This window comes from Ruegeria sp. PrR005, assembly GCF_010500245.1.
Lineage (GTDB): Bacteria > Pseudomonadota > Alphaproteobacteria > Rhodobacterales > Rhodobacteraceae > Ruegeria_B > Ruegeria_B marisflavi.
On the sequence record NZ_JAAGOX010000055.1, the window covers coordinates 207868 to 228320 of the forward strand.

Consider the following 20453-nt stretch of genomic DNA (forward strand, 5'->3'; position numbering starts at 1 on the left):
AAGGTTACATGCTTTGGGCATGCCCGCAGGTCAAGGGCCGATACAAGAAAAGCGGCGGGAAGAGGCAGATGCTGACCAGAATACGCAAGATGATCTACCGCGCTCGCGGCTATGTGCCCGGTCGTCTGAACGGCGAACCGTTCCGGCTCGACCCCTATCATTCCAAGTTCTGGCGCAAGGTCACGGCAGGCGGCTGGGAGCCCGAGACCTTTGCTGTGCTCGACCGTCACCTGTCGCCGGACCGGGATTATGTCGATATCGGCGCCTGGATCGGGCCGACCGTACTTTATGCCGCGCGAAGGGCGCGCCACGTCTGGTGTTTCGAACCCGATCCGGTGGCGCTCCGGCATCTCTTGTGGAACCTGGAACTGAACGCCATCCGCAACGTCTCGGCCTTTGGCGTGGCCTTGTCGGACGGGTTCGGGCTGGCCCGCATGGCGTCCTTCGGGGGCGAGGCCGGAGATTCGATGACCTCGCTACTGGCCTCAGGCAATCATGGCTCGGACGCGCTGACCATCGGCTGGGACCAGTTCGCGCAAACTGTCGACCTGTCCGGCGTCTCGCTGGTCAAGATGGATGTCGAAGGGGCCGAGTTCGGTGTGGTCCCTACGTTGTCCGACTGGCTGCGCACCCATCGCCCTGCCTTTTACCTCTCGACCCATGCGCCGTTTCTGGAGGAGAACGCACGGGCCGGGGCCATGGCCGGGCTGGCGCGGAACCTCGACTTCTATGCCCGCGCGACGGACGAGGCCGGCGCCCCCGCCGACCTCGCCGCGCCCGAGGCGCAAAGCCGTTTTTGCAGTTTCCTGTTCAACGGCTGAGCGCGGGGTTCACTTCGACGTGACCGTGCATTTACCCCAGCCATCGGGCTGATTGTCGAAATACGAGAGCACAGCCCGCACGGTGACGGTCTTTTTCTCGGTATTCAGGATCGCCTTGTACTGGGCGTTCTCCTGGGTATTCACATTGCCGACAGGGATGCCCTTGACCTCCCAGTTCAGACGCACCGATCCTTTGCCGCGCTTGCTGAGTTGGGCCTGCACCGGCTTCTTGATGACCTCCATGATCAACCCATCCGCAACCACCGCAGTCCCAAGCGCTTCGTCCAGGTCGATGATCAATCGGGGCGCAATCCAGCCATCCCGCGATTTCGGAGTGACCTGACAATCATAGACCTGCCCAGCCGCTGCCGCTCCGGCAAACATCAGCGCACAGGCCTGTGCCAGCAGACAAAGGCGCAAACCCTGTTTCATGGTATCTTTCATTTCTTCTTAACCCTTTCGCACTTGCCCTGCCCGCGCAGCGCATCGCCATCCATGCCGCTGTGAATGGCCGAGATGTTCACGCTCGCCTTTCGGGTGTTCAGCGTCGCCTTGTATTCCACATCGGTCGATCCGGGACTGTTGGAATAATGCGCGTCCTTCAGCTCCCACCGGAATTCCCAAAGATCGTCGCTTCGCTTGCCCAGATTGGCTCGGATGACGTCGCCGTAGTTCTCCTTGATATAGCCGTCATAGACGATACCCGCGCCGCTTTTCCGATCCAACGCAAGATAGATTTTCGGAGGAATCCATCCGATCTTGGAGAAACTCTTGACCTCGCAGATATATTCCTCGGACAGAACCTTTTCGTTTTTGGCCAATACGGCGGTGGCCGATAGTGCGAGGCTCACCGCAAAAACAGTTGCTTTCAGCATATCTTTAAAGCGGCCTTTCCTTTGTCATTGTTTTCCAATCGCACATTTCCCCCACCCTTTGGGGTAGCTTGAATACTGGGTCGCCAGAACGGCACGCAGCCGCACTTTTCCGGTCTTTTCATTCAGAACCGCGGTATAAACGGCGTGTTCCTTCATCCTGAGATTGCTGACGGGAATGTTCTTGACGCTCCACTCGATTTGAATGGAGATCGCGTCCCGGCGTTCCAGCTTGCCCGCCATAGGGCCTTTCTGAACCATCGCGATGATCCCATCCATGACCTGCACATTGGGCTCATCAACCACAAACACGACTCTGGGCGGGATCCAGCCATAGTCCTGATTCGAGTCCAGCTTGCAGTCATAGACCTGCGCCGCGCTGGCCTGCATTCCAGTCAAACCTGTTATCGCGGCAATCACGGCTGCCACTATTTTCATGTTTGTTCTCAAATTCTTGCGATCCACTTCTATACTCACTCCCAACTGACTGCTCTCATTTCCTGACGCAATCCCCTTGCACCGCCTCTAGCTCCACATCCAGGACCTCGTCGCTTGTGAAGTTGAGAACAAACCTCCCGGGTCCGCGCGGGATGTTGGCCGTGAACCGCCCACGCCCGCTGGCCTGACCGCGTCCTCGAAGGTGAAACAACTCCCATTCGAGGACCATCTTCCTGTCACTGTACCGCCGAAGCTGAGCGGGAATTGCGCGGCCGAACTCCAGATGCGTCAACGGGTCTTCCACCATCGCCGAAGCCTGCTCGGGAAAAACCAGAAAAGAGAAAATCCACGGTGCTGGCAGGTGGCTCCGGCTCAAAGGTTGCAATACCTCCGGTTTGTTAACCGTGCAGGAATAGCGCTCAGTCTCCGCCGCCACAGCGATGGAAGCAAGAGGCAGAATCAACCCGGCCAAAAGAAAAACCGGCCCGAAAAAACGAGCCGGTTTGAAAACCTCGGGCGGGTCGTGATGCATTCCATTCTCCGTCTTACCCGGAGAATACGCTCACAACTACTTTATTCAACCCTGAATATGCCTTCAAAACACGCCGACAGCGCTTCCCGGTTGTGCGGCCACTTTCAGCAGCTTGAACACGTAATCGGCGACCGAGCGGAAGCAGATGATGCGGAAGCTGCCATCCTCCTCCATCCAGAAGGCCCCGGCCACCTGGGCCAGGCGCGAGCGGCGGAAATCGCCGGGGCCGAAGGCGCCGGGGGCGAAATCGACCGGGGCGAGCTTGGCCATCACTTCGCGCGCATTTGCGCCCGAGACACGGAACATCGCGCGGGCATCCGACACATCCACTGCCAGGCTGTGGGCATTGCCCAAGGCCTTGGTCATGGCCGCCAGCTTGTCGCCGACTTCAGCATGAGGCACCAGCACCAACAGTTCGTCGGGCGACATCCAGCAGAGGCCGCTTTGGCCCGCCACATTGGCGCGACGCTGGCCGGGCATGTCCTGCCCGGTGGCGCCAGTGGCGGCGGCAGCAACCGGTTTGCTGGCCAGATCGCCGCGCAGGGTGATCATGCCTTGCAGGCCGCATTCCTCGACCCGCACGATGCCGTCATAGGCGGCACCCATCAATGCGCTGACAGGTTTAGACATTCTGTTTCGCCCCTTCCTTGTCATAGAAAACCGGGTCCACGATCTTGGCCTTGTAGGTCTTGCCATCGGTTCCGGGGAATTCGACGATCTCGCCCATCCGGTCCGGCCCGTGCTGGATCAACCCCATGGCGATGCCACGGCCCAGATTGGCCGAATAATAGGTAGAGGTGACCCGCCCGATCATGTTGCGCTGACCATTGGCATTGACACCCTCGCCCACCGCATAGGCGCCATCGGGCAGGACCGAGCCATCGACCGTTTCCAGACCCACCAGTTTCCAGCGGTCGCGGTCGGCCATGTGGCTGCGTTCCTGTGCGCGCTTGCCAAGATAGTCGTCCTTCTTCTTCGAGATCGCCCAGCCGAGCCCCAAATCCTGCGGGATCACGGTGCCGTCGGTCTCGTCCCCGATCATGATGAAGCCCTTTTCAGCGCGCAGGATGTGCAGTGTCTCGGTGCCATAGGGCATGACGCCAAACTCCTTGCCCGCATCCACCAGCGCCTCCCAGAAGGCCAGACCCTGGCTTGCCGGAACCGCGATCTCATAGCTCAGTTCGCCCGAGAACGAAATCCGATAGGCGCGCGCGTCGAACTCACCGATCCGACCGTCGCGCCATTCCATGAAGGGCAGCGCCTCGGCCGACAGATCCATGCCGCCGCCCGCTTTGGCGTTCAGCTTTTCCAGCACCTTGCGGGCCTTGGGGCCGACCACGGCGATCTGGGCATATTGCTCGGTCACGTTGGCGACATAGACTTTCCAGTCCCACCATTCGGTTTGCAGCCATTCTTCCATGTGGCCATGGATACGCTCGGCGCCGCCGGTGGTGGTGTGACACAGGAACGTGTCCTCGTCGATCCGCGCCACCACGCCGTCGTCGATGAGAAAGCCGTTTTCCGAACACATCAAACCATAACGGCATTTGCCCGGTTTCAGCGTGCTCATCATGTTGGTATAGAGCATGTCGAGGAACTTGCCCGCGTCCGGCCCCTTGACGATCAGCTTGCCCAGCGTCGAGGCATCGAGCAGCCCGAGGTTCTCGCGGGTGTTCTTGACCTCGCGATTGACCGCGTCATGCACGCTTTCGCCCGGACGGACATAGGCAAAGGGACGGCGCCACTGGCCGACCGGTTCCCAGTCGGCGCCATTGGCATTGCTCCAGTCATAGATCGGCGTCTTGCGCACCGGCTGGAACACCTCGCCGCGCGCCTCGCCACCGATGGCGCCCATCGAGATCGGTGTATAGGGCGGACGGAAAGTGGTGGTGCCGACCTGCGGGATATCCGCGTTCAACGCATCAGCAAGGATCGCCAGGCCGTTGATATTGCTCAGTTTACCCTGATCCGTCGCCATGCCCAGCGTGGTATAGCGCTTGGTATGCTCGACACTCTCGTACCCTTCGCGCGCGGCCAGTTGCACGTCCGATACCTTGACGTCGTTCTGGAAGTCGAGCCAGGATTTCATCCGCAGCTGCACCTCGGCATTGGCGGGCATCAGCCAGACTGCCTCCATCGCGTTCTCGGCCATGGCCGCGCCCTCGGGCGCCTTGGTGCGCTTGGCAGCAAAGCCCGCCGCCTTGGCCGCGGCCTTGCCCGCGGCATCGGCATCGGCCATCACCTGATCCAGCGCCAAGGGGCCATTTGCGGACCCGGCGGCAACCACAAAACCCTTGCCATCGGCACCCAGCGGCGGTCGGTCGGGATCGGGGCGGAAATGCGCATTGGCGCGGTCCCAGATCAGCTTGCCACCGCAATGGGACCACATATGCACCACCGGCGACCAGCCGCCCGACATCGCGACCGCATCGGCCTCGACCTCTTCGCGGGCGCCGCCGACGCCGTCCTGGTTGCAGATCGAGATCTTTTTGACCCGCTTGCCGCCCTTGACCTTGGCAATCGCCTTGCCGGGATCGACCCGGATGCCCAACCCGCGCGCTTCGTCGGCCAGTGCACCGCCGCCCTCCTTGCGGGCGTCGAGAATGCGCAGCACATCGACACCGGCCTGTTTCAGGATGATAGCCGTGCGATAGGCGTCGTCATTGTTGGTTGCAACCACCACGCGCTGGCCCGGGGTCACGCCCCAGTTCACCACATAGTCGCGCATCGCGCCCGCCAGCATCACGCCGGGCACATCGTTGCCGGCAAAGGACAGCGGCCGTTCGATGGCGCCGGTGGCGCTGACGATCTGCTTGGCGCGGATCCGCCACAACCGGTGGCGCGGCCCCGGCACGCCGGGGGTATGGTCGGCCACCCGCTCGTATCCCAGCGCATAGCCGTGGTCATAGACACCGGCGCCCATGGTACGGGCGCGCAAGGTGACGTTGTCCATCGCCTCCAGCTCGGCCAGGGTGCGGCTTACCCATTCGTCGGGCGACAGCCCGTCGATGGTGCCGCCATCGACTGGCGCGCGCCCACCCCAATGTGCGGTCTGCTCGATCAGCAGCACCCGCGCGCCCGAGCTTGCTGCCACCTTGGCCGCCTGCAACCCGGCCACGCCGCCGCCGATCACCAGCACATCGGTGTGGACATGGAAATGCTCGTAGGTATCGGCATCCACCAGCTCCCTGTCGGGCGCCTTGCCCAGACCGGCCGAGCGACGGATGATCGGCTCGTAGACATGTTTCCAGAACGGCGCCGGGTGGATGAACATCTTGTAGTAAAAGCCCGCCGGCAGAAAGCGCGACAGATAGGTGTTCACCGCCCCGATATCGAAATCGAGGTTCGGCCAGTGGTTCTGGCTGGCGGCCTTGAGCCCGTCGAAAAGCTCGGTCGTGGTGGCGCGCTGGTTCGGCTCGAACCGCGCTCCCTCGCCCAGACCGACCAGTGCGTTGGGCTCTTCGGCGCCGCTGGCCACCACCCCGCGCGGGCGGTGATACTTGAACGAACGGCCCATCATCATCTGGTCGTTGGCCAGAAGCGCCGAGGCGAGCGTGTCGCCCTCGAACCCACGCATGGTGGTGCCGTTGAAGGTAAAGGTCACCTGTTTCGATCGGTCGATCAGGCGGCCCTGTTTTGCGAGACGGGTGCTCATCTTACGTGAACCTTTCGCAAGAGAAGATCGGAAAAGTGGCGGACATCAGGAGAATTCCCTCCAGCTCCAGCCGGGGCGTTTGGCGCTGATCGCATCGCGGATCTCCTGCGGCGGTCCGCTGACCTGCGCCTTGTAGGTGCCGAACACTTCGAGCGTGGCGGTACAGCGTGCGGCATGGAACCATTTGCCGCAACCCGAGGCATGGCGCCAGCGTTCCAAATGCACACCCTTGGGGTTTTCGCGGGTAAAGAGATAGCCATGCAGCTCGTCATCGCTCGATCCCGGTCCGAAACGCTTCAGATGCGCTTCGCCACCGGCGGCAAGCTCGGTCTCGTCGGCATCGACGCCACAATAGGGACAATGAAGGATCAGCATGTTTTCATCCTTTCGGCGGCAGGCCGACCGCGCGGGCCAGCCGAAATACGGTTGGGATAACGACGCGGCACGGCGTCTTCGAAGACATCCGCCTCGGGCTCGGAACAGCAAAAGTCAGCGCTGCCGCATCCTCTCGGGCATCGCGACTGTCGGTCTGCTTCCTACGTCCGGACATGAAAAAGCCGCCGTCCCCCTGAGGTAAGTCAGGAAAGGGGAAACGGCGGCGAATTTCGCAGCCAAAAGAGGCTGGAACCATTCGCGAAAGAACGGGATCAGTTGCCGTCAACGGCCTCTTCGGCAGCATTGCCAACGCTTTGCGCTGCGTCATTGACCGCAGAGCCAGCCGCTTCGGCGGCATTGCCCACACCTTCGACCGCGCCTTCGACGGCGCCCGGAACACCTTCGACATTGATGTTGACGTCACGGCTGTCATCGGCCGCACCTGCTCCGAACATGAACCAGGCCATGACTGCAACAACGATGACGAGCGCGCCGACAACAAAGGCCAGCCCGGCATTCGTGCCGCTCGTGGTGACCGAACTTGACGACGATGTCGTTGCGGCGCGGTGCTCAGGGTGAGGGGTCGTATGGTCAAACGAAGACATGCTGATGCTCCTAAACAGTTGCTGTTCGAAGCCTCAACGCATGCCTTGTCCGATTGGTTCCGTGTCAATGCGCCACCCCTGCGGCCACGCTTTCGTCGATGAAGCGGCCTTCCTTGAACCGGTCGAGCGAGAAGGCCTCGGTCAGCGGCGAATGGCCCGTGGCCATCAGCTGCGCCATGCCCCAGCCGGAACCGGGAATGGCCTTGAACCCGCCGGTGCCCCAGCCGCAGTTGATGAAACAGCCGCCCAGCGGCGTCTTCGACAGGATGGGCGAGCGATCGCCGGTCATGTCGACGATCCCGCCCCATTGCCGCAGCATCTTGAGCCGGCTCAGCATCGGGAAGGTCTCGTTCAACGCCCGCACGGTTTCCTCGATATGGTGGAAGCTGCCGCGCTGAGTAAAGTTGTTGAACCCGTCGGTGCCGCCGCCGATCACCATCTCTCCCTTGTCGGATTGCGACATGTAGCCATGCACCGTGTTGGCCATCACCACCACGTCCATGCAGGGTTTGATCGGCTCGGAAACCAGCGCCTGAAGCGCCAGCGCCTCGACCGGCAGGCGGAAGCCCGCCATCTCGGCCAGCTGGCCGGAATGGCCCGCCACCACGATACCCAGTTTGCCGCAATCGATCGGCCCCTTGGTGGTGTCGACGCCAACAACCTGACCACCCTCGCTGCGCACGCCGGTCACTTCGCATTGCTGGATGATATCCATGCCCATGGCAGAACAGGCCCGGGCATAGCCCCAGGCCACCGCATCATGGCGTGCGGTGCCGCCGCGCTCCTGCCAGAGCGCGCCCAGCACCGGGTAACGCGGCCCGTGCAGGTTGATGATCGGCACCAGCTGCTTGACGCGCTCCGGGCTGATCCACTCGGTCTTGACCCCTTGCAGCGCGTTGGCATGCGCGGTGCGCTTGTAGCCGCGCACCTCGTGCTGGGTCTGGGCCAGCATCATTACGCCGCGCGGGCTGAACATCACGTTATAGTTCAGATCCTGGCTCATGGTCTCGTAGAGACCGCGCGCCTTTTCATAGATCGCCGCTGAGGGATCCTGGAGATAGTTCGAGCGGATGATGGTGGTGTTGCGCCCGGTATTACCGCCGCCCAGCCAGCCCTTCTCGATCACCGCAACGTTCTGGATGCCGTAGTTCTTGCCCAGGTAATAGGCCGTCGCCAGCCCGTGCCCGCCCGCACCGACAATCACCACATCATAACGTTTCTTCGGTTGGGGCGAACGCCAGGCGCGTTCCCATCCGGTGTGATAACGCAGCGCTTCGCGCGCCACGGCAAAGGCAGAATAGTGCTTCATATGCGAATCCGATCCGGTTTCGTGTCTTGCGGCAGGTATGCCGTGCGGCCCCAGAATACCCCCGCCGCATACCGCCGCAATATCGCAAGATTGCGACATGAGACCAACTCGCGTCCTTTTGCCTCTTTTTTCCGCGGCCCCGCGTCGCTAGATGACAGACAACAAAGCGGAGCCCTCATGATTTTCTGGATACTCGTTTCTCTGATGGCGCTGGTGGTGGCAGGACTGCTGGCGCTGGCCGCACTCAGGGCACGCATCACCACCGAACCGGCGGCGGCCTATGATCTGCGCGTCTATCGCGACCAGTTGGCGGGCGTGGACCGCGACCTAGCGCGCGGCGTGATCGATGCCGCCGATGCCGAGCGCATCCGCACCGAGATCTCCCGCCGCATTCTTGCCGCCGATACCCAGATGCAGGCCGAGGCAAAGGACCCCGCCCAAAACCACAAGGGCGCGCTGCTCGCGGCCCTCGCCTCGACCCTGGTGATCATCGCCGGGTCGATGTGGTTCTACTCCAGCCTCGGCGCACCCGGCTATGGCGACTTGCCGCTGAAGCTGCGGCTCGAAATTGCCGAACAGAACCGGGCCGAACGCCCGGCACAGGCCGAGGCCGAGACTCGCATGCCCGCCCAGGCGCAACCTCAGCTCGAAGCCGGATACGCGGACCTGTTGCAAAAACTGCGCGAGACGGTGGCACAGCGCCCGGACGACATCCAGGGCCATATGCTGCTGGCCCAACACGAGGCCAACACAGGCAACCTGCGCGCCGCCTATGAGGCCAAGGCGCGGGTGATCGAGTTGCTGCAAGGCGACGTCACCGCGACCGATTTCTCGGAACAGGCCGAACTGATGATCATGGCCGCGGGCGGCTATGTCTCGCCCGAGGCCGAGGCGGTTCTGCGCCAGGCACTGCTGCGCGACCCGGAATACGGGCCTGCCCGGTATTACTGGGGCGTCATGCTGCTTCAAGTCGGGCGCCCGGATCTTGCCTTTGATATCTGGGTCCGCACGCTCGAGGCCGCTCCTGTAGATGCGGCCTGGGCCGAGGCGATCCGCACCCGGATCGGCGATGTCGCAATGCGCGCCGGGGTGGAATACTCTCCGCCCCCCGTCGCCGCCCTGCCTGGCCCGAGCCAGGAGGACATGCAGGCGGCCTCCGAGATGGATGCCGACTCCCGCAACGAGATGATCCGCAGCATGGTCGAGCGCCTGTCCGAACGGCTTGCGACCGAAGGCGGCACACCACAGGAATGGTCTCGCCTGATCGGCGCCCTGGCCGTGCTTGGCGAAACCGAACGCGCCCAAACCATCTTGGCCGAAGCGCGCCAGGTCTATGCCGAAACCCCCGAGGCCCTGACGCTGATCGAGTCCGCCGCCCAGCAGGCGGGTCTCGGCCAATGATCTGCGACGAGATCCAGGACTTCGCGGCCGCCCTGCCAGCCTTTGGTGCGCTTGCGGGGCTGGACTTGGGCGACCGCACCATCGGCGTTGCGGTCTCCGACACGATGCGCGGCGTCGCCTCGCCCCTGGAAACTATCCGCAGGCGCAAGTTTTCGCTCGACGCGGCCGACCTGATGACCATCGTCCAGAAACGCCAGATCGCCGGTCTGGTACTGGGCCTGCCGCGCAACATGGACGGCTCCGAGGGACCGCGCTGCCAATCCACCCGCGCCTTTGCCCGCAACCTCAGCCGCCTGACCGACCTGCCGATCACCTTCTGGGATGAACGGCTCAGCACGATTGCCGCCGAAAAAGCGCTGCTCGAGGCGGATACGACCCGAAAACGTCGCTCGGAGGTCATTGATCACGTCGCGGCGGGCTATATCTTGCAAGGCGCGCTGGATCGTTTGCGCAACCTCTAGGAGCTTCGGCCGATGACCGACAAGGTCTGGAAACGCAACGAAATCGACTCGCCCTGCATTCGCATCTGCGTGGTGCACCCGACCGAACGGATATGCACCGGCTGCTTTCGTACCATCGACGAGATCTCGCGCTGGTCGCGCATGGAAAGCGACGAGCGCCAGGCCATCATGCAAGAACTGCCGAACCGCGCGCCGCAACTGCGCAAGCGGCGCGGCGGCCGCGCCGCACGTCAGGCGCAGCAGTAAAGCGCCCGGTCCATTTCAGAAACGCCGCCCGCGCCAGCAGGGGCGCGAGCCGACAGTCGCGCCTCTGCGTGTCAGGCTGCCGCGACCAGGTCGGCATTCTCGACAACCTGGATGTCGGCAACTGCCAGCCCCGGATAGGCATCGTCGATCTGCGCCACGATGACACCGTCATACAGGACGAGGGCAACACCGCTGTTATCGGGGTCCTCTTCTATGGCCACCTCACCCGTGCTGCCGGTCGGTACCTCGATGCGTAGCTGGTCCTCGGCAAGATTGAAATCGTCTATCCGCGCAACCGTGCTTTCCTGCATCCAAGGGCCCACAACAAAGGTGTCGGCGCCGCCGCCACCGCTGGCCTGATCACCGCTACCCAGCCAAAGCTCGTCATCGCCTGCGCCGCCAATGATGGTGTCGCGATCCACCTCATCCTGAAGCCCCGACGCAGCATTGCCCATTCGGCCGACGACCCCCATGATCGTATCGTTGCCCGTGCCGCCATCCAGCAGGTCGTCACCAAAACCGCCATCGAGACTGTCATTGCCCGCCTCGCCCAACAGGGTATCGGCCCCATAACCGCCGAGCAGCATGTCATTCTCGCCACCGCCCAGCAACTCGTCCTGGCCCAGGCCGCCGCGCAGAAGATCGGCGCCATCGCCGCCCGACAGACTGTCATCACCATCCCGCCCGCTCAGCCGATCGTCACCCGCACCGCCAAAGGCTGTGTCATTGCCTTCGCCGGCGTCAATCATATCCGGCCCGACCCCGCCGTCCAGACTGTCATCGCCGACACCGCCCGACAGTTGGTCGCCGCCATAACCGCCCAGCAGCGTGTCGTTGCCCGCGCCGCCCTCCAGGTGATCCAGTCCGGTACTGCCATGCAAGAGGTCGGCGCCATCACCGCCAAACAGCGTGTCGTCCCCATCCTGACCTCGCAACACATCGTCACCAGTGCCGCCATCAGCACTGTCATTGCCATCGCCGCCAAAGATCCGGTCCGGGTCCGCGCCACCATCCAGGTTGTCATCGCCGGCATTACCGAACAACTGGTCACTGCCATAGCCGCCTTGCAGCGTGTCGACACCTACGCCGCCCGACAAAACGTCCAGGCCGGTGCTGCCGTGCAGCAGGTCATCGCCGGCACCACCCGTCAACGTATCATCGCCATCCTTGCCACGCAGCACATCGTCGCCGGTACCGCCATCAGCACTATCATCGCCCGGGCCGGCAAAGATCGAATCCTCACCGCCAGCGCCGGAAATGGTGTCATCCCCGGTGCCCCCGTTGATCCAATTGGCCAGATCATTTCCCTGAAGCAGATCGTCGCCTTCGGTTCCTGAGATTTCGCGATCGCCCGAAGGCCCCTCGTTCCCCCCCGAACCGCCACCATCATCATCGTTTTCGTCAATTGCCCATGCAATCGTTCCAACCGTCAATGCCGTTCCAAGCAATATGAGAACTGTCAGCACAATAGTATTCCCCCCAAACTCATTAACATGCGTAACCTAGCACATTTTCGCGAAACAGAATACTCATCAGGGAATTGCTTCCGATTACCGAACAATTCAGACCCGGGTGGCCCTCGGTCCGTTTGATTGGCGAGCAAAATAGCCGGATTACAGGAGGGAAACCCAATCTGCTGTGCCGCCGGGCAGCTGGGGCCGGAAGTAAACGATCATGCGACCGTCCGGCCCGGCGACCGCGTCCTCCTCCCACGGGGCAACCCCATGCAGGCAATGTCGGTGCAAGAGATAGGCCTCGCCCGGGCGGGCATGCAGCCGGACCGTGGGACAGGTTTCGAACACTTCACGCCGCGCCGCCTGATAGGTATCGGTCACATCGACCCGGTGCCAGTCCTCTGGTGGATGCCCCACCATCGCGCGGGCCAGGGCGGGTCCCAGGATATGATGGCTGCCCTCCCAAAGGATCAGCGGCGCGGCCTCGGGCGGCGCCTCGGTCAGCGGCAGGCCGAGGATCCAGCCATGCGGTTCGTCCACATGGCGGCGACGGTCGGGACCTGCGGGCTTCAGCCCATCCACATGCGCCGCCCCCCGATCACGGCGATAGCGAAAGGCCGCCGCGCCCTCGCCCCGGCGCGGACGCGGATAACCGGGATAGGTCACCGACACCTGCCCCCGATGCAAGGGCAGCATGCCCAGGTGACGGGTGATGAACTCGACCGCCTGCCCGGCCAGTTCCGGACCGTCCCCCACCCGGCCCGTCTCGTCATTGTCCAGCGCATCGACCCCGATGAACCACGTCCCCTCGCAATCGAGCCACTGGGTGTGGGCCGGATCCGTGACCGCCCGCCGCGCGGCGGGCAGCGCATGGGCGCACCATCGGGCCAGTATCCGGTCGAACGGAAACCGCAGCCAGCCCCGGCGCAGGAAATCCTCTACCACCCAAGCGCCTTGCGCAGCATGTTGAGCGCCACCAGCGTCAGGAACACGGCAAAGATGCGTTTCAGCGGCTTGGGGTCCATCGCATGGGCCAGTTTCACCCCCCAGGGCGTGGTGATCAGGGTCATGCAGATGACCACGCCAAAGGCCACCAGGTTGACCGCCCCCACCGTCAGCGGCGGCCGCTGCGCCGGGTCGATCTGCAAGAGCAGGAAGCCCAGCACCGAGGGCACCGCGATGATCACGCCAAAGCCTGCGGCGGTGGCAACAGCGCGGTGAATGGGCGTGTTGTAAAGGCTCATCAGCGGCACGCCAAAGCTGCCACCGCCGATGCCCATCAGCACCGACAGGAAGCCCACCATCGGTGACAGGACCAACCGGCGCGGACCGCCCGGCATCGCCTCTCCCAGCCGCCAATGGGCGCGGCCCAGCCCCAGATAGGCGCCGATCACGATGCCCAGCATGCCAAACAGCGCCTGCAACGCGACCGAGCGCAGCGAGGCGGCGACCATCACCCCCAGAACCGCACCCACCGCGATCCCCGGCCCCCAGCCACGCAGGATATCCCAATCCACCGCGCCCTTCTTGTTATGGCTCAGGACCGAGCGCAGAGAGGTCACGATGATGGTCGCGAGCGACGTGGCCAGACACATCTGCATCAACTGCGGCCCGCCATAGCCAAGCGTCTGGAACGCATAGAAAAAGGCCGGGACCAGCACAATACCACCCCCCACACCCAGCAACCCCGCCAGCACCCCGGCAAGGGCACCGATGACGATCAGCAGGGCCAGCATCTGCAACAGCAGCATCATGTCGGGCATGGGTCGGTCTCCGCTCCTTGGTTCCGACAGGGGTACAACGCTTGCGTGGCAAGGGAAAGCGATCTTGTGGGACAATTCCGCTTGTCTAGGGTCACATGGGTTTGACCTTCACGTCATCCGTCAGCTGCGGGTGCGCAGCAAAAGCAAGAATGGCAACTTCGAGCCCAGAGTTGCCAGATCACTCGCTAGAATTCGATCAATGATCCGGCACCGGGACGTTCGTAGCCAAATTCAGTTTGAAGGCGGGCTTGAATGTCGAACGAGACGCAGTGAACCGGAAGAAGATGTGGGATTTTCTCTGTTTTGAACCAGTCAATTGTTTCTTTCACGGCTGGCTTTTCTGGATTGACCAGATGAAATCCACCGATGACAGCGTGCAAGTCCTGCCCGGTGACTTCCTTGGCACAGGTACAAATGTTGCAGATACCACTGTGTGAACATCCTGTGACAACTACCGCGCCGCTTTCAGTCCGAAAGGCCAAAGCAGTATCGTCGTCCATCGGGTCTTCGTAGTAATAACCGCGCTCAAACGATGTGACCCTGGGAATTTTGCCAAGGAAGAAAGCTCCAGGTACAAATTCCAACGGCTCTTGTGCTTCAACAACTTGGAAATCAGCGCGGATCTTCTGTTCAATCTCTGCGTATTTGTGAGGGAGATGGCGATCAACCGGCTCGATGAATGGATCGAGGAGTGCAGTCATGACACGCGGGTGCAGGACAAGCTTTTTCTTCTTTGTGAAGGAGTGGAACAGCAAGCCACGAGAATGGTCGCTGTGGAAATGGGATAGAGCTATTACGTCCACCTTGTCCAGATCAATATCTGCGGTCTCGGCGTTTCGACGCCATACATCGGACCAGCCCGTATCAAAGAGGATTTTAGTATCACCGTATTCGATCCAAGCCGAGAATCCATATTCCGCCAGCCAGCAAAGGTCGGATACAAGGTTCTCGTTCAGCAGCCGGATTTTCATGTGGCTCACCGTGCGAAATTCGAGAATTGGCGAGCATCATAGCCGAAAGTTGCTCGAAAACGAAGATACTCGAACGGCTGCAAAGTCCGCAAAGCAGACTTTTTGAGCAGAGCGATCCGACAATAGCCTTGCAACCACATCGCCTGTACGTCAGAAAAACGGCTCCCGGCAACAGACGCGTTCAGGTCACACGCCTGACCTCCAACAAAAAAAGGGCGGGGTCTTCCCCGCCCTTTCCATCGAAGCCTCAGCCAATTAGCCGAACTTCTTGATCTCGCCCGACTTGAGCCGCGACAGGTAGGAGTCGAGCTCGCGCTTGACGATCGGCATCAGCAGATAGAGTGCGATGATGTTGACCACGGCCATGGCAAAGATCGCCGCATCCGAGAAGTCGATGACCGGACCCAGGCTGGCCGACGCGCCGATCACCACGAAGATGCAGAAGATCACCTTGAACACCAGTTCGGTGGTCTTGCCTTCGCCGAACAGGAAGGTCCAGGCCTTGAGGCCATAGTAGGACCAGCTGATCATGGTCGAGAAGGCAAACAGGATCACCGCCACGGCCAGAATGTATTGGAAGAACGGGAAGGCCGAGGAGAAGGCCGCCGAGGTCAGCGCCACGCCCTTGTTGCCGTCCACGGTCTGGATGGTGCTTGCGCCCTCGTCCAGCAGGTACATGCCGGTTGCCGGGTCGGTGATCAGCTGACCGGTGATGATGATCACCAGCGCGGTCATGGTGCAGATCACCACGGTGTCGATGAAGGGTTCCAGCAGCGACACAAAGCCTTCTGTGATCGGTTCCTTGGTCCGCACCGCCGAGTGGGCGATCGCGGCCGAGCCGACGCCCGCCTCGTTCGAGAAGGCGGCCCGCTTGAAGCCCTGGATCAGCGCGCCGACAAAACCGCCCGCAATGCCCAGCCCGCTGAAGGCCCCGGCAAAGATCTGGCCAAAGGCCCAGCCGATCATGTCCGCGTTCATCGCGATGATCACCAGCGCGGTGGCCACATAGAGCACGCCCATGAAGGGCACGACCTTTTCGGTCACGCTGGCGATGGATTTCAGGCCACCGACGATGACCGCAAAAACGATACCGGCAAAGATCAGGCCGGTGATCCAGCCCGGAAATTCACCCACAACATTGGTGATCTGCGCATGCGCCTGGTTGGCCTGGAACATGTTGCCGCCGCCAAAGGCACCCAGGATACAGAAGATCGAGAACAGGATCGCCAGGAACTTGCCCGCCGGAATGCCGCGTTCTTCGAACCCCTTGGTCATGTAATACATCGGGCCGCCCGAAACGGTGCCGTCTGCATATTCGTTGCGGTACTTAACGCCCAGCGTACATTCGGTGAATTTCGACGCCATGCCCATCAGACCGGCGAGGATCATCCAGAAGGTCGCACCCGGACCGCCGATGCCCACGGCAACGGCCACACCGGCGATGTTGCCCAGACCCACGGTACCTGACAGCGCGGTGGCCAGCGCCTGGAAATGGCTGACCTCGCCCGCGTCATTGGGGTCGGAATAGTCGCCCTTGACCAGCGCGATCGAATGCGGGAACGCCCGGAACTGGATGAACCCGAAATAGAGCGTGAACACCGTCGCGGCGATCACCAGCCACATCACGATCCAGGGGAAAGAGGTGCCGGGGAACGGGCTGAAGATGAAATTGACAAACCAACCGGTCGAACTGGCAAAGATCTGATTGACCTTTTCGTCGACGGATTGAGCCAGTGCCGGAACTGCGGACAGCATGGCAACCGGCGCGGCCAGTGCCGCTGCTTTGGAGAGAGATGTCATGTGTTACCTCGACTGTTGGAAAGTTACGGCACGATGGTGCAAGGAACCGGCGCACATTGCGCCAGGGTGCCCGCAACCGATCCGAAGACCCGCGCGGCCAGGCCGCTTTCGCCCTTGCGCGCGACAAAGATCTGGGCCGCGCCGCTGTCGGTCGCGATATCACAGATCGTATCGGCCACGTGGCCATACCGGATCACTGTCTCCACACTGACACCCTGCCCCGCCAGCTGGCTCTTCAGCGGCGCCATCAGATGGCTTTCCGCACGGGCCAGTTCCTCGCCCCGGCGCTTGTGGCGCTCTTCCAGCTCGGTTGGGGTCAGGAACGAATAGGGCGACCACTCCAGCACATGTGCAACGATCAGCGTGGCGCCAACAGCCGCCGCACGCTCCATCGCAAAGTCCAGTGCACGCCGGGACGCCGCGCTGCCGTCGTATCCGACGACGAATTTGGTTGTCATGTCTTCCTCCCTGGGAATGCTGCGCGTCCTTCTGACGCACTTGTAAAGTACAACACAGAACCGGGGATTTGTTTCGAAAATTCCTTGTCTGTCGGAAAATTTTCGGAAAATATCCCGAAATAGGGAGTGAGATAAGAAGTTTTCCGATGGATAGCCTAGACAAGAAGATTCTTTCCGTCTTGCAACAGGACGGCCAGATCTCGATGGCGGCCCTGTCCGAGCGGATCGGACTGTCGTTATCGGCCTGCCACCGACGGGTCAAGCTGATGGAGGCGGACGGCATCATCCGCAACTACGCCGCCCAGATCGACCGCCAGACGGTCGGGCTGGAGGTTCAGGTCTTTATCGAGGTCAAGCTGAACTCGCAACGGCGCGAGGACCTGGAAGCCTTTGAAAAGGCGATCTTGTCAATGCCCGAGATCCTGGAATGCCACATGATCACCGGCGAGTTCGATTTCCTGATCCGGGTCTGTGTGCATTCGCCCGCCGATTACGAGGCGCTCTATCGCAGTTCGCTGTCTGCGATCCCGGCGGTATCGCAGATGAAAACGCTGCTCAGCCTGTCGACAGTCAAAGAGTTTCGCGGCTATCACCTGCGCTGATCCGCTGGCCCTTACCCATCTCGTCCGGGTTCCGCCGGGTTGCTGGAGAACAGCGCGATCTTGTTGCCCTGCGGGTCGCGCAGGTAGCCCACATAGAACTGCGGCCCATAATCGGCGCGGAACCCCGGTCGCCCTTCGTCATGACCGCCCGCCGCCAGGGCTGCGGCATGCAGCGCGCGCACCTGCGCCTGATTGCGCGCCTCAAAGGCAACCATGGCGCCATTCCCGGCCGAGGCCAGGCCACCGTCAAAGGGCGGTTTGACGTAGAAATCCGGAAAAACGGGCAACTGTCCCGATTCCACCGGCAGCGCGTAACTCAGCCCCTCGGGCCCTTCCTTCAATTGATACCCAAGCGCCAGCAGGAAGGCCGAATAGAACCGTTTCGCGGCTGCGATGTCATCGGCCCCAACAGTGACATAAGCAATCATTGCATCTTCCCTTTTCCCACGGGGCGGCGCTTATCCGGTGACCTGTTCCAATGCCGCCTCGACCAGCTCCGGCCCGGCACCGGGGCGCACCGCGCCCTCAGACAGCATCCGCCGCCAGCCGCGCGCACCGGGACGCCCGGCAAACAGGCCCAGCATGTGCCGGGTCACCTGATGTAGCCGCCCGCCTGCCGCCAGATGCGCCTCGATGTAGGGCAGCATGGCGCGCGCCACCGTCACCGGGTCGCTGGCCTCGCCTGTGCCATAGATCAAAGGATCGGCCTGGCACAGGATATCTGCGGGCTGGTGATAGGCTGCCCGCCCGATCATCACCCCATCCAGCCCGGCATCCAGATGCGCCCGCGCCGCCGCGAGCGTGTCGATACCGCCATTGATCGAGATATGCATTTCGGGAAAGCGCGCTTTCATCCGGTGCACCAGATCGTAATCGAGCGGCGGGATATCCCGGTTCTCCTTGGGGCTCAGCCCCTGCAACCAGGCCTTGCGCGCATGGATGGTCACCCTCTGGCACCCGGCCCCGGCGATCTGCTCCAGGAAATCGGGTAAAACGGTCTCGGGATCCTGATCATCGACCCCGATCCGGCATTTGACCGTCACCTCGACATCGACCGCCGCGCGCATGGCGGCCACACATTCGGCCACCAGCCCGGGATGCTTCATCAGCACCGCCCCGAACGTGCCCGACTGCACCCGATCCGACGGGCAGCCGCAGTTGAGGTTGATCTCGTCATACCCCGCCTCCGCCCCCAGCCGCGCCGCCTGCGCCAGCTCCTCGGGGTCCGAGCCGCCCAGTTGCAGGGCCACCGGATGTTCCTCAGGGCTGTACTCCAGCAGATGCAACGCCCCCCCGCGCACCAGCGCCGGTGCGGTCACCATCTCGGTATACAGCAGCACCTCGCGGCTCAGCAGCCGATGCAGATAGCGGCAATGCCGGTCCGTCCAGTCCATCATAGGGGCACAGGATAATCTAGCGTGTTGATTTATTTGCATTTTTTGTGTATCTTCAAACTGTTGGCGGCGACGGCTGCTACGCTGGAATACGCCCCAATATCCCCGAATTTGCCCCTTTGCGACGACTCATTGCACACACAGCGCACACGAAAATGGCCTCCATCACCAAGCTCCCCTCCGGTGCCTACCGGGTCCAGATCAGACGAAAGGGCCGCTATGCGAGCGAGACGTTCCTCCGCCGCGACGACGCCCATCGTTGGGCCCGCCAGGCGGAGACCCGGGTCGATCAGGGGCTGGCGCCGAACAAGTCGTCCGTCTCCCGCCTCCAGACCTTTGGCGACCTCATCGACCTTCATATAACCGATATGTGCGAGGTAGGGAAACCGCCGCGTCGCAGCAAGGCCGCCACGCTCACGACGCTCAAGCGCGATCTGGGCAAGGAGAAGATCGGGCACCTCGACCGGCAGAAGCTGATCGACTACGGCAAGATGCGTGCAGATCAGGGCGCAGGTCCGGTGACACTCGGGATCGATATCGGCGTGATCAAGATGATCATCACCCATGCGGCAGCCGTGCACGGGCTCGACATCTCTCCGGAACCGGTTGATCTGGCGCGCGTCGCGCTCAAACGTCTCGGCCTGATCGGCAAGGGCACTGAGCGGGATCGTCGCCCCACCACGGACGAGTTGAACCGCCTCTTCCGCTGCTTCGATGACAACCAACGCCTGACGACACCGATGACGCGGATCGTGAAGTTCGCGGTGGCCACGGCCATGCGGCTGGACGAGATCTGCCGCGTCGAATGGGCCGATCTCGACGTCGACCGCCGGATGCTCATGATCCGCGACCGCAAGGACCCGCGCAACAAGACCGGGAACGACCAGCGGATCCCACTCTTCGCAGCCACGGGGTTCGATGCCTGGGCATTGGTCACCGAACAGGCCAAGAAACTCGGGCACGCAAGGGGCCGGATCTTTCCCTACAACTCGAAATCGGTCGGAACGGCGTTCCGGCGCGCCTGCGTCGAGGTCAGTGTCAAGGATCTCCATTTTCACGATTTTCGCCACGAAGGCACAAGCCGCCTCTTCGAGGCAGGCTTCGCCATAGAACAGGTCGCCCTCGTCACCGGTCACAAGGACTGGAAGATGCTGCGCCGCTACACGCATATCAGGCCCGAAGCCCTGCATCGGCTGGCCGCCTCGCGCGCGCCATTCCCTGTTGATTTCCACCCAGAAGTGAGCCGGGTTTTTCATCGAGAAGTGAGCCACCTCTGTTTATGGATTTCGGGTTATG

Annotated in this window: 23 protein-coding genes; 6 read left to right on the forward strand and 17 right to left on the reverse strand. The window is 62.2% G+C overall.

Annotation, left to right across the window (positions count from 1 at the left end; genetic code table 11):
- Positions 1 to 68 precede the first annotated feature (68 nt).
- Positions 69 to 821, forward strand: a complete 753-nt coding sequence (locus G0P99_RS22310; protein WP_164132689.1) for an FkbM family methyltransferase — start codon at positions 69 to 71, stop codon at positions 819 to 821.
- 9 nt (positions 822 to 830) lie between these two features.
- Here G0P99_RS22310 and G0P99_RS22315 read toward each other — a convergent pair whose 3' ends face one another.
- The 9 genes from G0P99_RS22315 to G0P99_RS22355 all read right to left on the reverse strand — a co-directional run bounded on the left by G0P99_RS22315 (position 831) and on the right by G0P99_RS22355 (position 8607).
- Positions 831 to 1253 carry a hypothetical protein gene (locus G0P99_RS22315; RefSeq protein WP_164132690.1) on the reverse strand — a complete coding sequence of 141 codons (423 nt, stop codon included), beginning with the start codon at positions 1251 to 1253 and terminating at the stop codon, positions 831 to 833.
- Positions 1254 to 1261: 8 nt separating this feature from the next.
- A complete protein-coding gene (locus tag G0P99_RS22320) occupies positions 1262 to 1696 on the reverse strand; it encodes a hypothetical protein (protein WP_164132691.1) in 435 nt (144 codons plus the stop codon).
- Between the two features lie 24 nt (positions 1697 to 1720).
- Positions 1721 to 2131 (reverse strand): hypothetical protein, encoded by a 411-nt coding sequence (locus tag G0P99_RS22325; protein ID WP_164132692.1) that lies wholly within the window; start codon positions 2129 to 2131, stop codon positions 1721 to 1723.
- A gap of 55 nt (positions 2132 to 2186) precedes the next feature.
- Positions 2187 to 2663 (reverse strand): hypothetical protein, encoded by a 477-nt coding sequence (locus G0P99_RS22330; protein WP_164132693.1) that lies wholly within the window; start codon positions 2661 to 2663, stop codon positions 2187 to 2189.
- Between the two features lie 63 nt (positions 2664 to 2726).
- Positions 2727 to 3293 (reverse strand): sarcosine oxidase subunit gamma, encoded by a 567-nt coding sequence (locus G0P99_RS22335; protein WP_164132694.1) that lies wholly within the window; start codon positions 3291 to 3293, stop codon positions 2727 to 2729.
- Positions 3286 to 6318, reverse strand: coding sequence for a sarcosine oxidase subunit alpha family protein (locus G0P99_RS22340; RefSeq protein WP_164132695.1), 3033 nt, complete (start codon positions 6316 to 6318; stop codon positions 3286 to 3288). Before G0P99_RS22340 ends, G0P99_RS22335 begins: the two co-directional genes overlap by 8 nt.
- 45 nt (positions 6319 to 6363) lie before the next feature.
- A complete protein-coding gene (locus G0P99_RS22345; RefSeq protein ID WP_164132696.1) occupies positions 6364 to 6693 on the reverse strand; it encodes a sarcosine oxidase subunit delta in 330 nt (109 codons plus the stop codon).
- Positions 6694 to 6965: 272 nt separating this feature from the next.
- Positions 6966 to 7298, reverse strand: coding sequence for a hypothetical protein (locus G0P99_RS22350; RefSeq protein WP_164132500.1), 333 nt, complete (start codon positions 7296 to 7298; stop codon positions 6966 to 6968).
- A 64-nt stretch (positions 7299 to 7362) separates the two neighbouring features.
- Positions 7363 to 8607: a sarcosine oxidase subunit beta family protein gene (locus tag G0P99_RS22355; RefSeq protein WP_164132697.1), complete on the reverse strand. Its 1245-nt coding sequence runs from the start codon at positions 8605 to 8607 to the stop codon at positions 7363 to 7365.
- A 177-nt stretch (positions 8608 to 8784) separates the two neighbouring features.
- Between G0P99_RS22355 and ccmI the strand changes: the two genes are divergently transcribed.
- From ccmI to G0P99_RS22370, 3 genes are read left to right on the forward strand one after another with little or no spacing between them, the layout of a single operon-like run.
- A complete protein-coding gene (gene ccmI, locus G0P99_RS22360) occupies positions 8785 to 10008 on the forward strand; it encodes a c-type cytochrome biogenesis protein CcmI (RefSeq protein ID WP_164132698.1) in 1224 nt (407 codons plus the stop codon).
- Positions 10005 to 10469 carry a Holliday junction resolvase RuvX gene (ruvX, locus tag G0P99_RS22365; protein ID WP_164132699.1) on the forward strand — a complete coding sequence of 155 codons (465 nt, stop codon included), beginning with the start codon at positions 10005 to 10007 and terminating at the stop codon, positions 10467 to 10469. Before ccmI ends, ruvX begins: the two co-directional genes overlap by 4 nt.
- A 12-nt stretch (positions 10470 to 10481) precedes the next feature.
- Positions 10482 to 10715 carry a DUF1289 domain-containing protein gene (locus G0P99_RS22370; RefSeq protein ID WP_164132700.1) on the forward strand — a complete coding sequence of 78 codons (234 nt, stop codon included), beginning with the start codon at positions 10482 to 10484 and terminating at the stop codon, positions 10713 to 10715.
- A gap of 71 nt (positions 10716 to 10786) precedes the next feature.
- Here the strand turns inward: G0P99_RS22370 and G0P99_RS22375 are convergent, their stop codons facing one another.
- The 6 genes from G0P99_RS22375 to G0P99_RS22400 all read right to left on the reverse strand — a co-directional run bounded on the left by G0P99_RS22375 (position 10787) and on the right by G0P99_RS22400 (position 17161).
- A complete protein-coding gene (locus G0P99_RS22375; RefSeq protein WP_164132701.1) occupies positions 10787 to 12181 on the reverse strand; it encodes a calcium-binding protein in 1395 nt (464 codons plus the stop codon).
- Positions 12182 to 12328: 147 nt separating this feature from the next.
- Positions 12329 to 13114 carry a hypothetical protein gene (locus G0P99_RS22380; protein WP_164132702.1) on the reverse strand — a complete coding sequence of 262 codons (786 nt, stop codon included), beginning with the start codon at positions 13112 to 13114 and terminating at the stop codon, positions 12329 to 12331.
- On the reverse strand, positions 13108 to 13932 hold the full coding sequence (locus tag G0P99_RS22385; RefSeq protein ID WP_164132703.1) for a sulfite exporter TauE/SafE family protein: 825 nt from the start codon (positions 13930 to 13932) through the stop codon (positions 13108 to 13110). The genes G0P99_RS22380 and G0P99_RS22385 overlap by 7 nt, the downstream gene beginning before the upstream one ends.
- Positions 13933 to 14117: 185 nt before the next feature.
- Positions 14118 to 14903, reverse strand: coding sequence for an MBL fold metallo-hydrolase (locus G0P99_RS22390; protein WP_164132704.1), 786 nt, complete (start codon positions 14901 to 14903; stop codon positions 14118 to 14120).
- Positions 14904 to 15158: 255 nt separating this feature from the next.
- A complete protein-coding gene (locus G0P99_RS22395) occupies positions 15159 to 16703 on the reverse strand; it encodes a sodium:alanine symporter family protein (RefSeq protein ID WP_164132705.1) in 1545 nt (514 codons plus the stop codon).
- A 23-nt stretch (positions 16704 to 16726) separates the two neighbouring features.
- A complete protein-coding gene (locus tag G0P99_RS22400; protein ID WP_164132706.1) occupies positions 16727 to 17161 on the reverse strand; it encodes a universal stress protein in 435 nt (144 codons plus the stop codon).
- A gap of 146 nt (positions 17162 to 17307) precedes the next feature.
- Between G0P99_RS22400 and G0P99_RS22405 the strand changes: the two genes are divergently transcribed.
- A complete protein-coding gene (locus G0P99_RS22405; protein WP_164132707.1) occupies positions 17308 to 17763 on the forward strand; it encodes an Lrp/AsnC family transcriptional regulator in 456 nt (151 codons plus the stop codon).
- 11 nt (positions 17764 to 17774) lie between these two features.
- Here G0P99_RS22405 and G0P99_RS22410 read toward each other — a convergent pair whose 3' ends face one another.
- Both G0P99_RS22410 and dusA read right to left on the reverse strand, forming a co-directional pair.
- Complete coding sequence (locus G0P99_RS22410; protein ID WP_164132708.1) at positions 17775 to 18191, reverse strand: VOC family protein; 417 nt, start codon at positions 18189 to 18191, stop codon at positions 17775 to 17777.
- Between the two features lie 30 nt (positions 18192 to 18221).
- Positions 18222 to 19199, reverse strand: a complete 978-nt coding sequence (dusA, locus tag G0P99_RS22415; protein WP_164132709.1) for a tRNA dihydrouridine(20/20a) synthase DusA — start codon at positions 19197 to 19199, stop codon at positions 18222 to 18224.
- Between the two features lie 113 nt (positions 19200 to 19312).
- On the opposite strand from dusA, the gene G0P99_RS22420 reads away from it, so the two are divergent.
- A partial coding sequence (locus G0P99_RS22420; protein WP_239059912.1) for a site-specific integrase occupies positions 19313 to 20453 on the forward strand: 1141 nt, incomplete at its 3' end.

Excerpts from the sequence above, each read along its gene's own strand:
- G0P99_RS22310 (WP_164132689.1), top strand. The coding sequence starts at position 69 with ATGCTGACCAGAATACGCAAGATGATCTACCGCGCTCGCGGCTATGTG.
- G0P99_RS22315 (WP_164132690.1), bottom strand. The coding sequence starts at position 1,253 with ATGAAACAGGGTTTGCGCCTTTGTCTGCTGGCACAGGCCTGTGCGCTG.
- G0P99_RS22320 (WP_164132691.1), bottom strand. The coding sequence starts at position 1,696 with ATGCTGAAAGCAACTGTTTTTGCGGTGAGCCTCGCACTATCGGCCACC.
- G0P99_RS22325 (WP_164132692.1), bottom strand. The coding sequence starts at position 2,131 with ATGAAAATAGTGGCAGCCGTGATTGCCGCGATAACAGGTTTGACTGGA.
- G0P99_RS22330 (WP_164132693.1), bottom strand. The coding sequence starts at position 2,663 with ATGCATCACGACCCGCCCGAGGTTTTCAAACCGGCTCGTTTTTTCGGG.
- G0P99_RS22335 (WP_164132694.1), bottom strand. The coding sequence starts at position 3,293 with ATGTCTAAACCTGTCAGCGCATTGATGGGTGCCGCCTATGACGGCATC.
- G0P99_RS22340 (WP_164132695.1), bottom strand. The coding sequence starts at position 6,318 with ATGAGCACCCGTCTCGCAAAACAGGGCCGCCTGATCGACCGATCGAAA.
- G0P99_RS22345 (WP_164132696.1), bottom strand. The coding sequence starts at position 6,693 with ATGCTGATCCTTCATTGTCCCTATTGTGGCGTCGATGCCGACGAGACC.
- G0P99_RS22350 (WP_164132500.1), bottom strand. The coding sequence starts at position 7,298 with ATGTCTTCGTTTGACCATACGACCCCTCACCCTGAGCACCGCGCCGCA.
- G0P99_RS22355 (WP_164132697.1), bottom strand. The coding sequence starts at position 8,607 with ATGAAGCACTATTCTGCCTTTGCCGTGGCGCGCGAAGCGCTGCGTTAT.
- ccmI (WP_164132698.1), top strand. The coding sequence starts at position 8,785 with ATGATTTTCTGGATACTCGTTTCTCTGATGGCGCTGGTGGTGGCAGGA.
- ruvX (WP_164132699.1), top strand. The coding sequence starts at position 10,005 with ATGATCTGCGACGAGATCCAGGACTTCGCGGCCGCCCTGCCAGCCTTT.
- G0P99_RS22370 (WP_164132700.1), top strand. The coding sequence starts at position 10,482 with ATGACCGACAAGGTCTGGAAACGCAACGAAATCGACTCGCCCTGCATT.
- G0P99_RS22385 (WP_164132703.1), bottom strand. The coding sequence starts at position 13,932 with ATGCCCGACATGATGCTGCTGTTGCAGATGCTGGCCCTGCTGATCGTC.
- G0P99_RS22390 (WP_164132704.1), bottom strand. The coding sequence starts at position 14,903 with ATGAAAATCCGGCTGCTGAACGAGAACCTTGTATCCGACCTTTGCTGG.
- G0P99_RS22395 (WP_164132705.1), bottom strand. The coding sequence starts at position 16,703 with ATGACATCTCTCTCCAAAGCAGCGGCACTGGCCGCGCCGGTTGCCATG.
- G0P99_RS22400 (WP_164132706.1), bottom strand. The coding sequence starts at position 17,161 with ATGACAACCAAATTCGTCGTCGGATACGACGGCAGCGCGGCGTCCCGG.
- G0P99_RS22405 (WP_164132707.1), top strand. The coding sequence starts at position 17,308 with ATGGATAGCCTAGACAAGAAGATTCTTTCCGTCTTGCAACAGGACGGC.
- G0P99_RS22410 (WP_164132708.1), bottom strand. The coding sequence starts at position 18,191 with ATGATTGCTTATGTCACTGTTGGGGCCGATGACATCGCAGCCGCGAAA.
- dusA (WP_164132709.1), bottom strand. The coding sequence starts at position 19,199 with ATGCAAATAAATCAACACGCTAGATTATCCTGTGCCCCTATGATGGAC.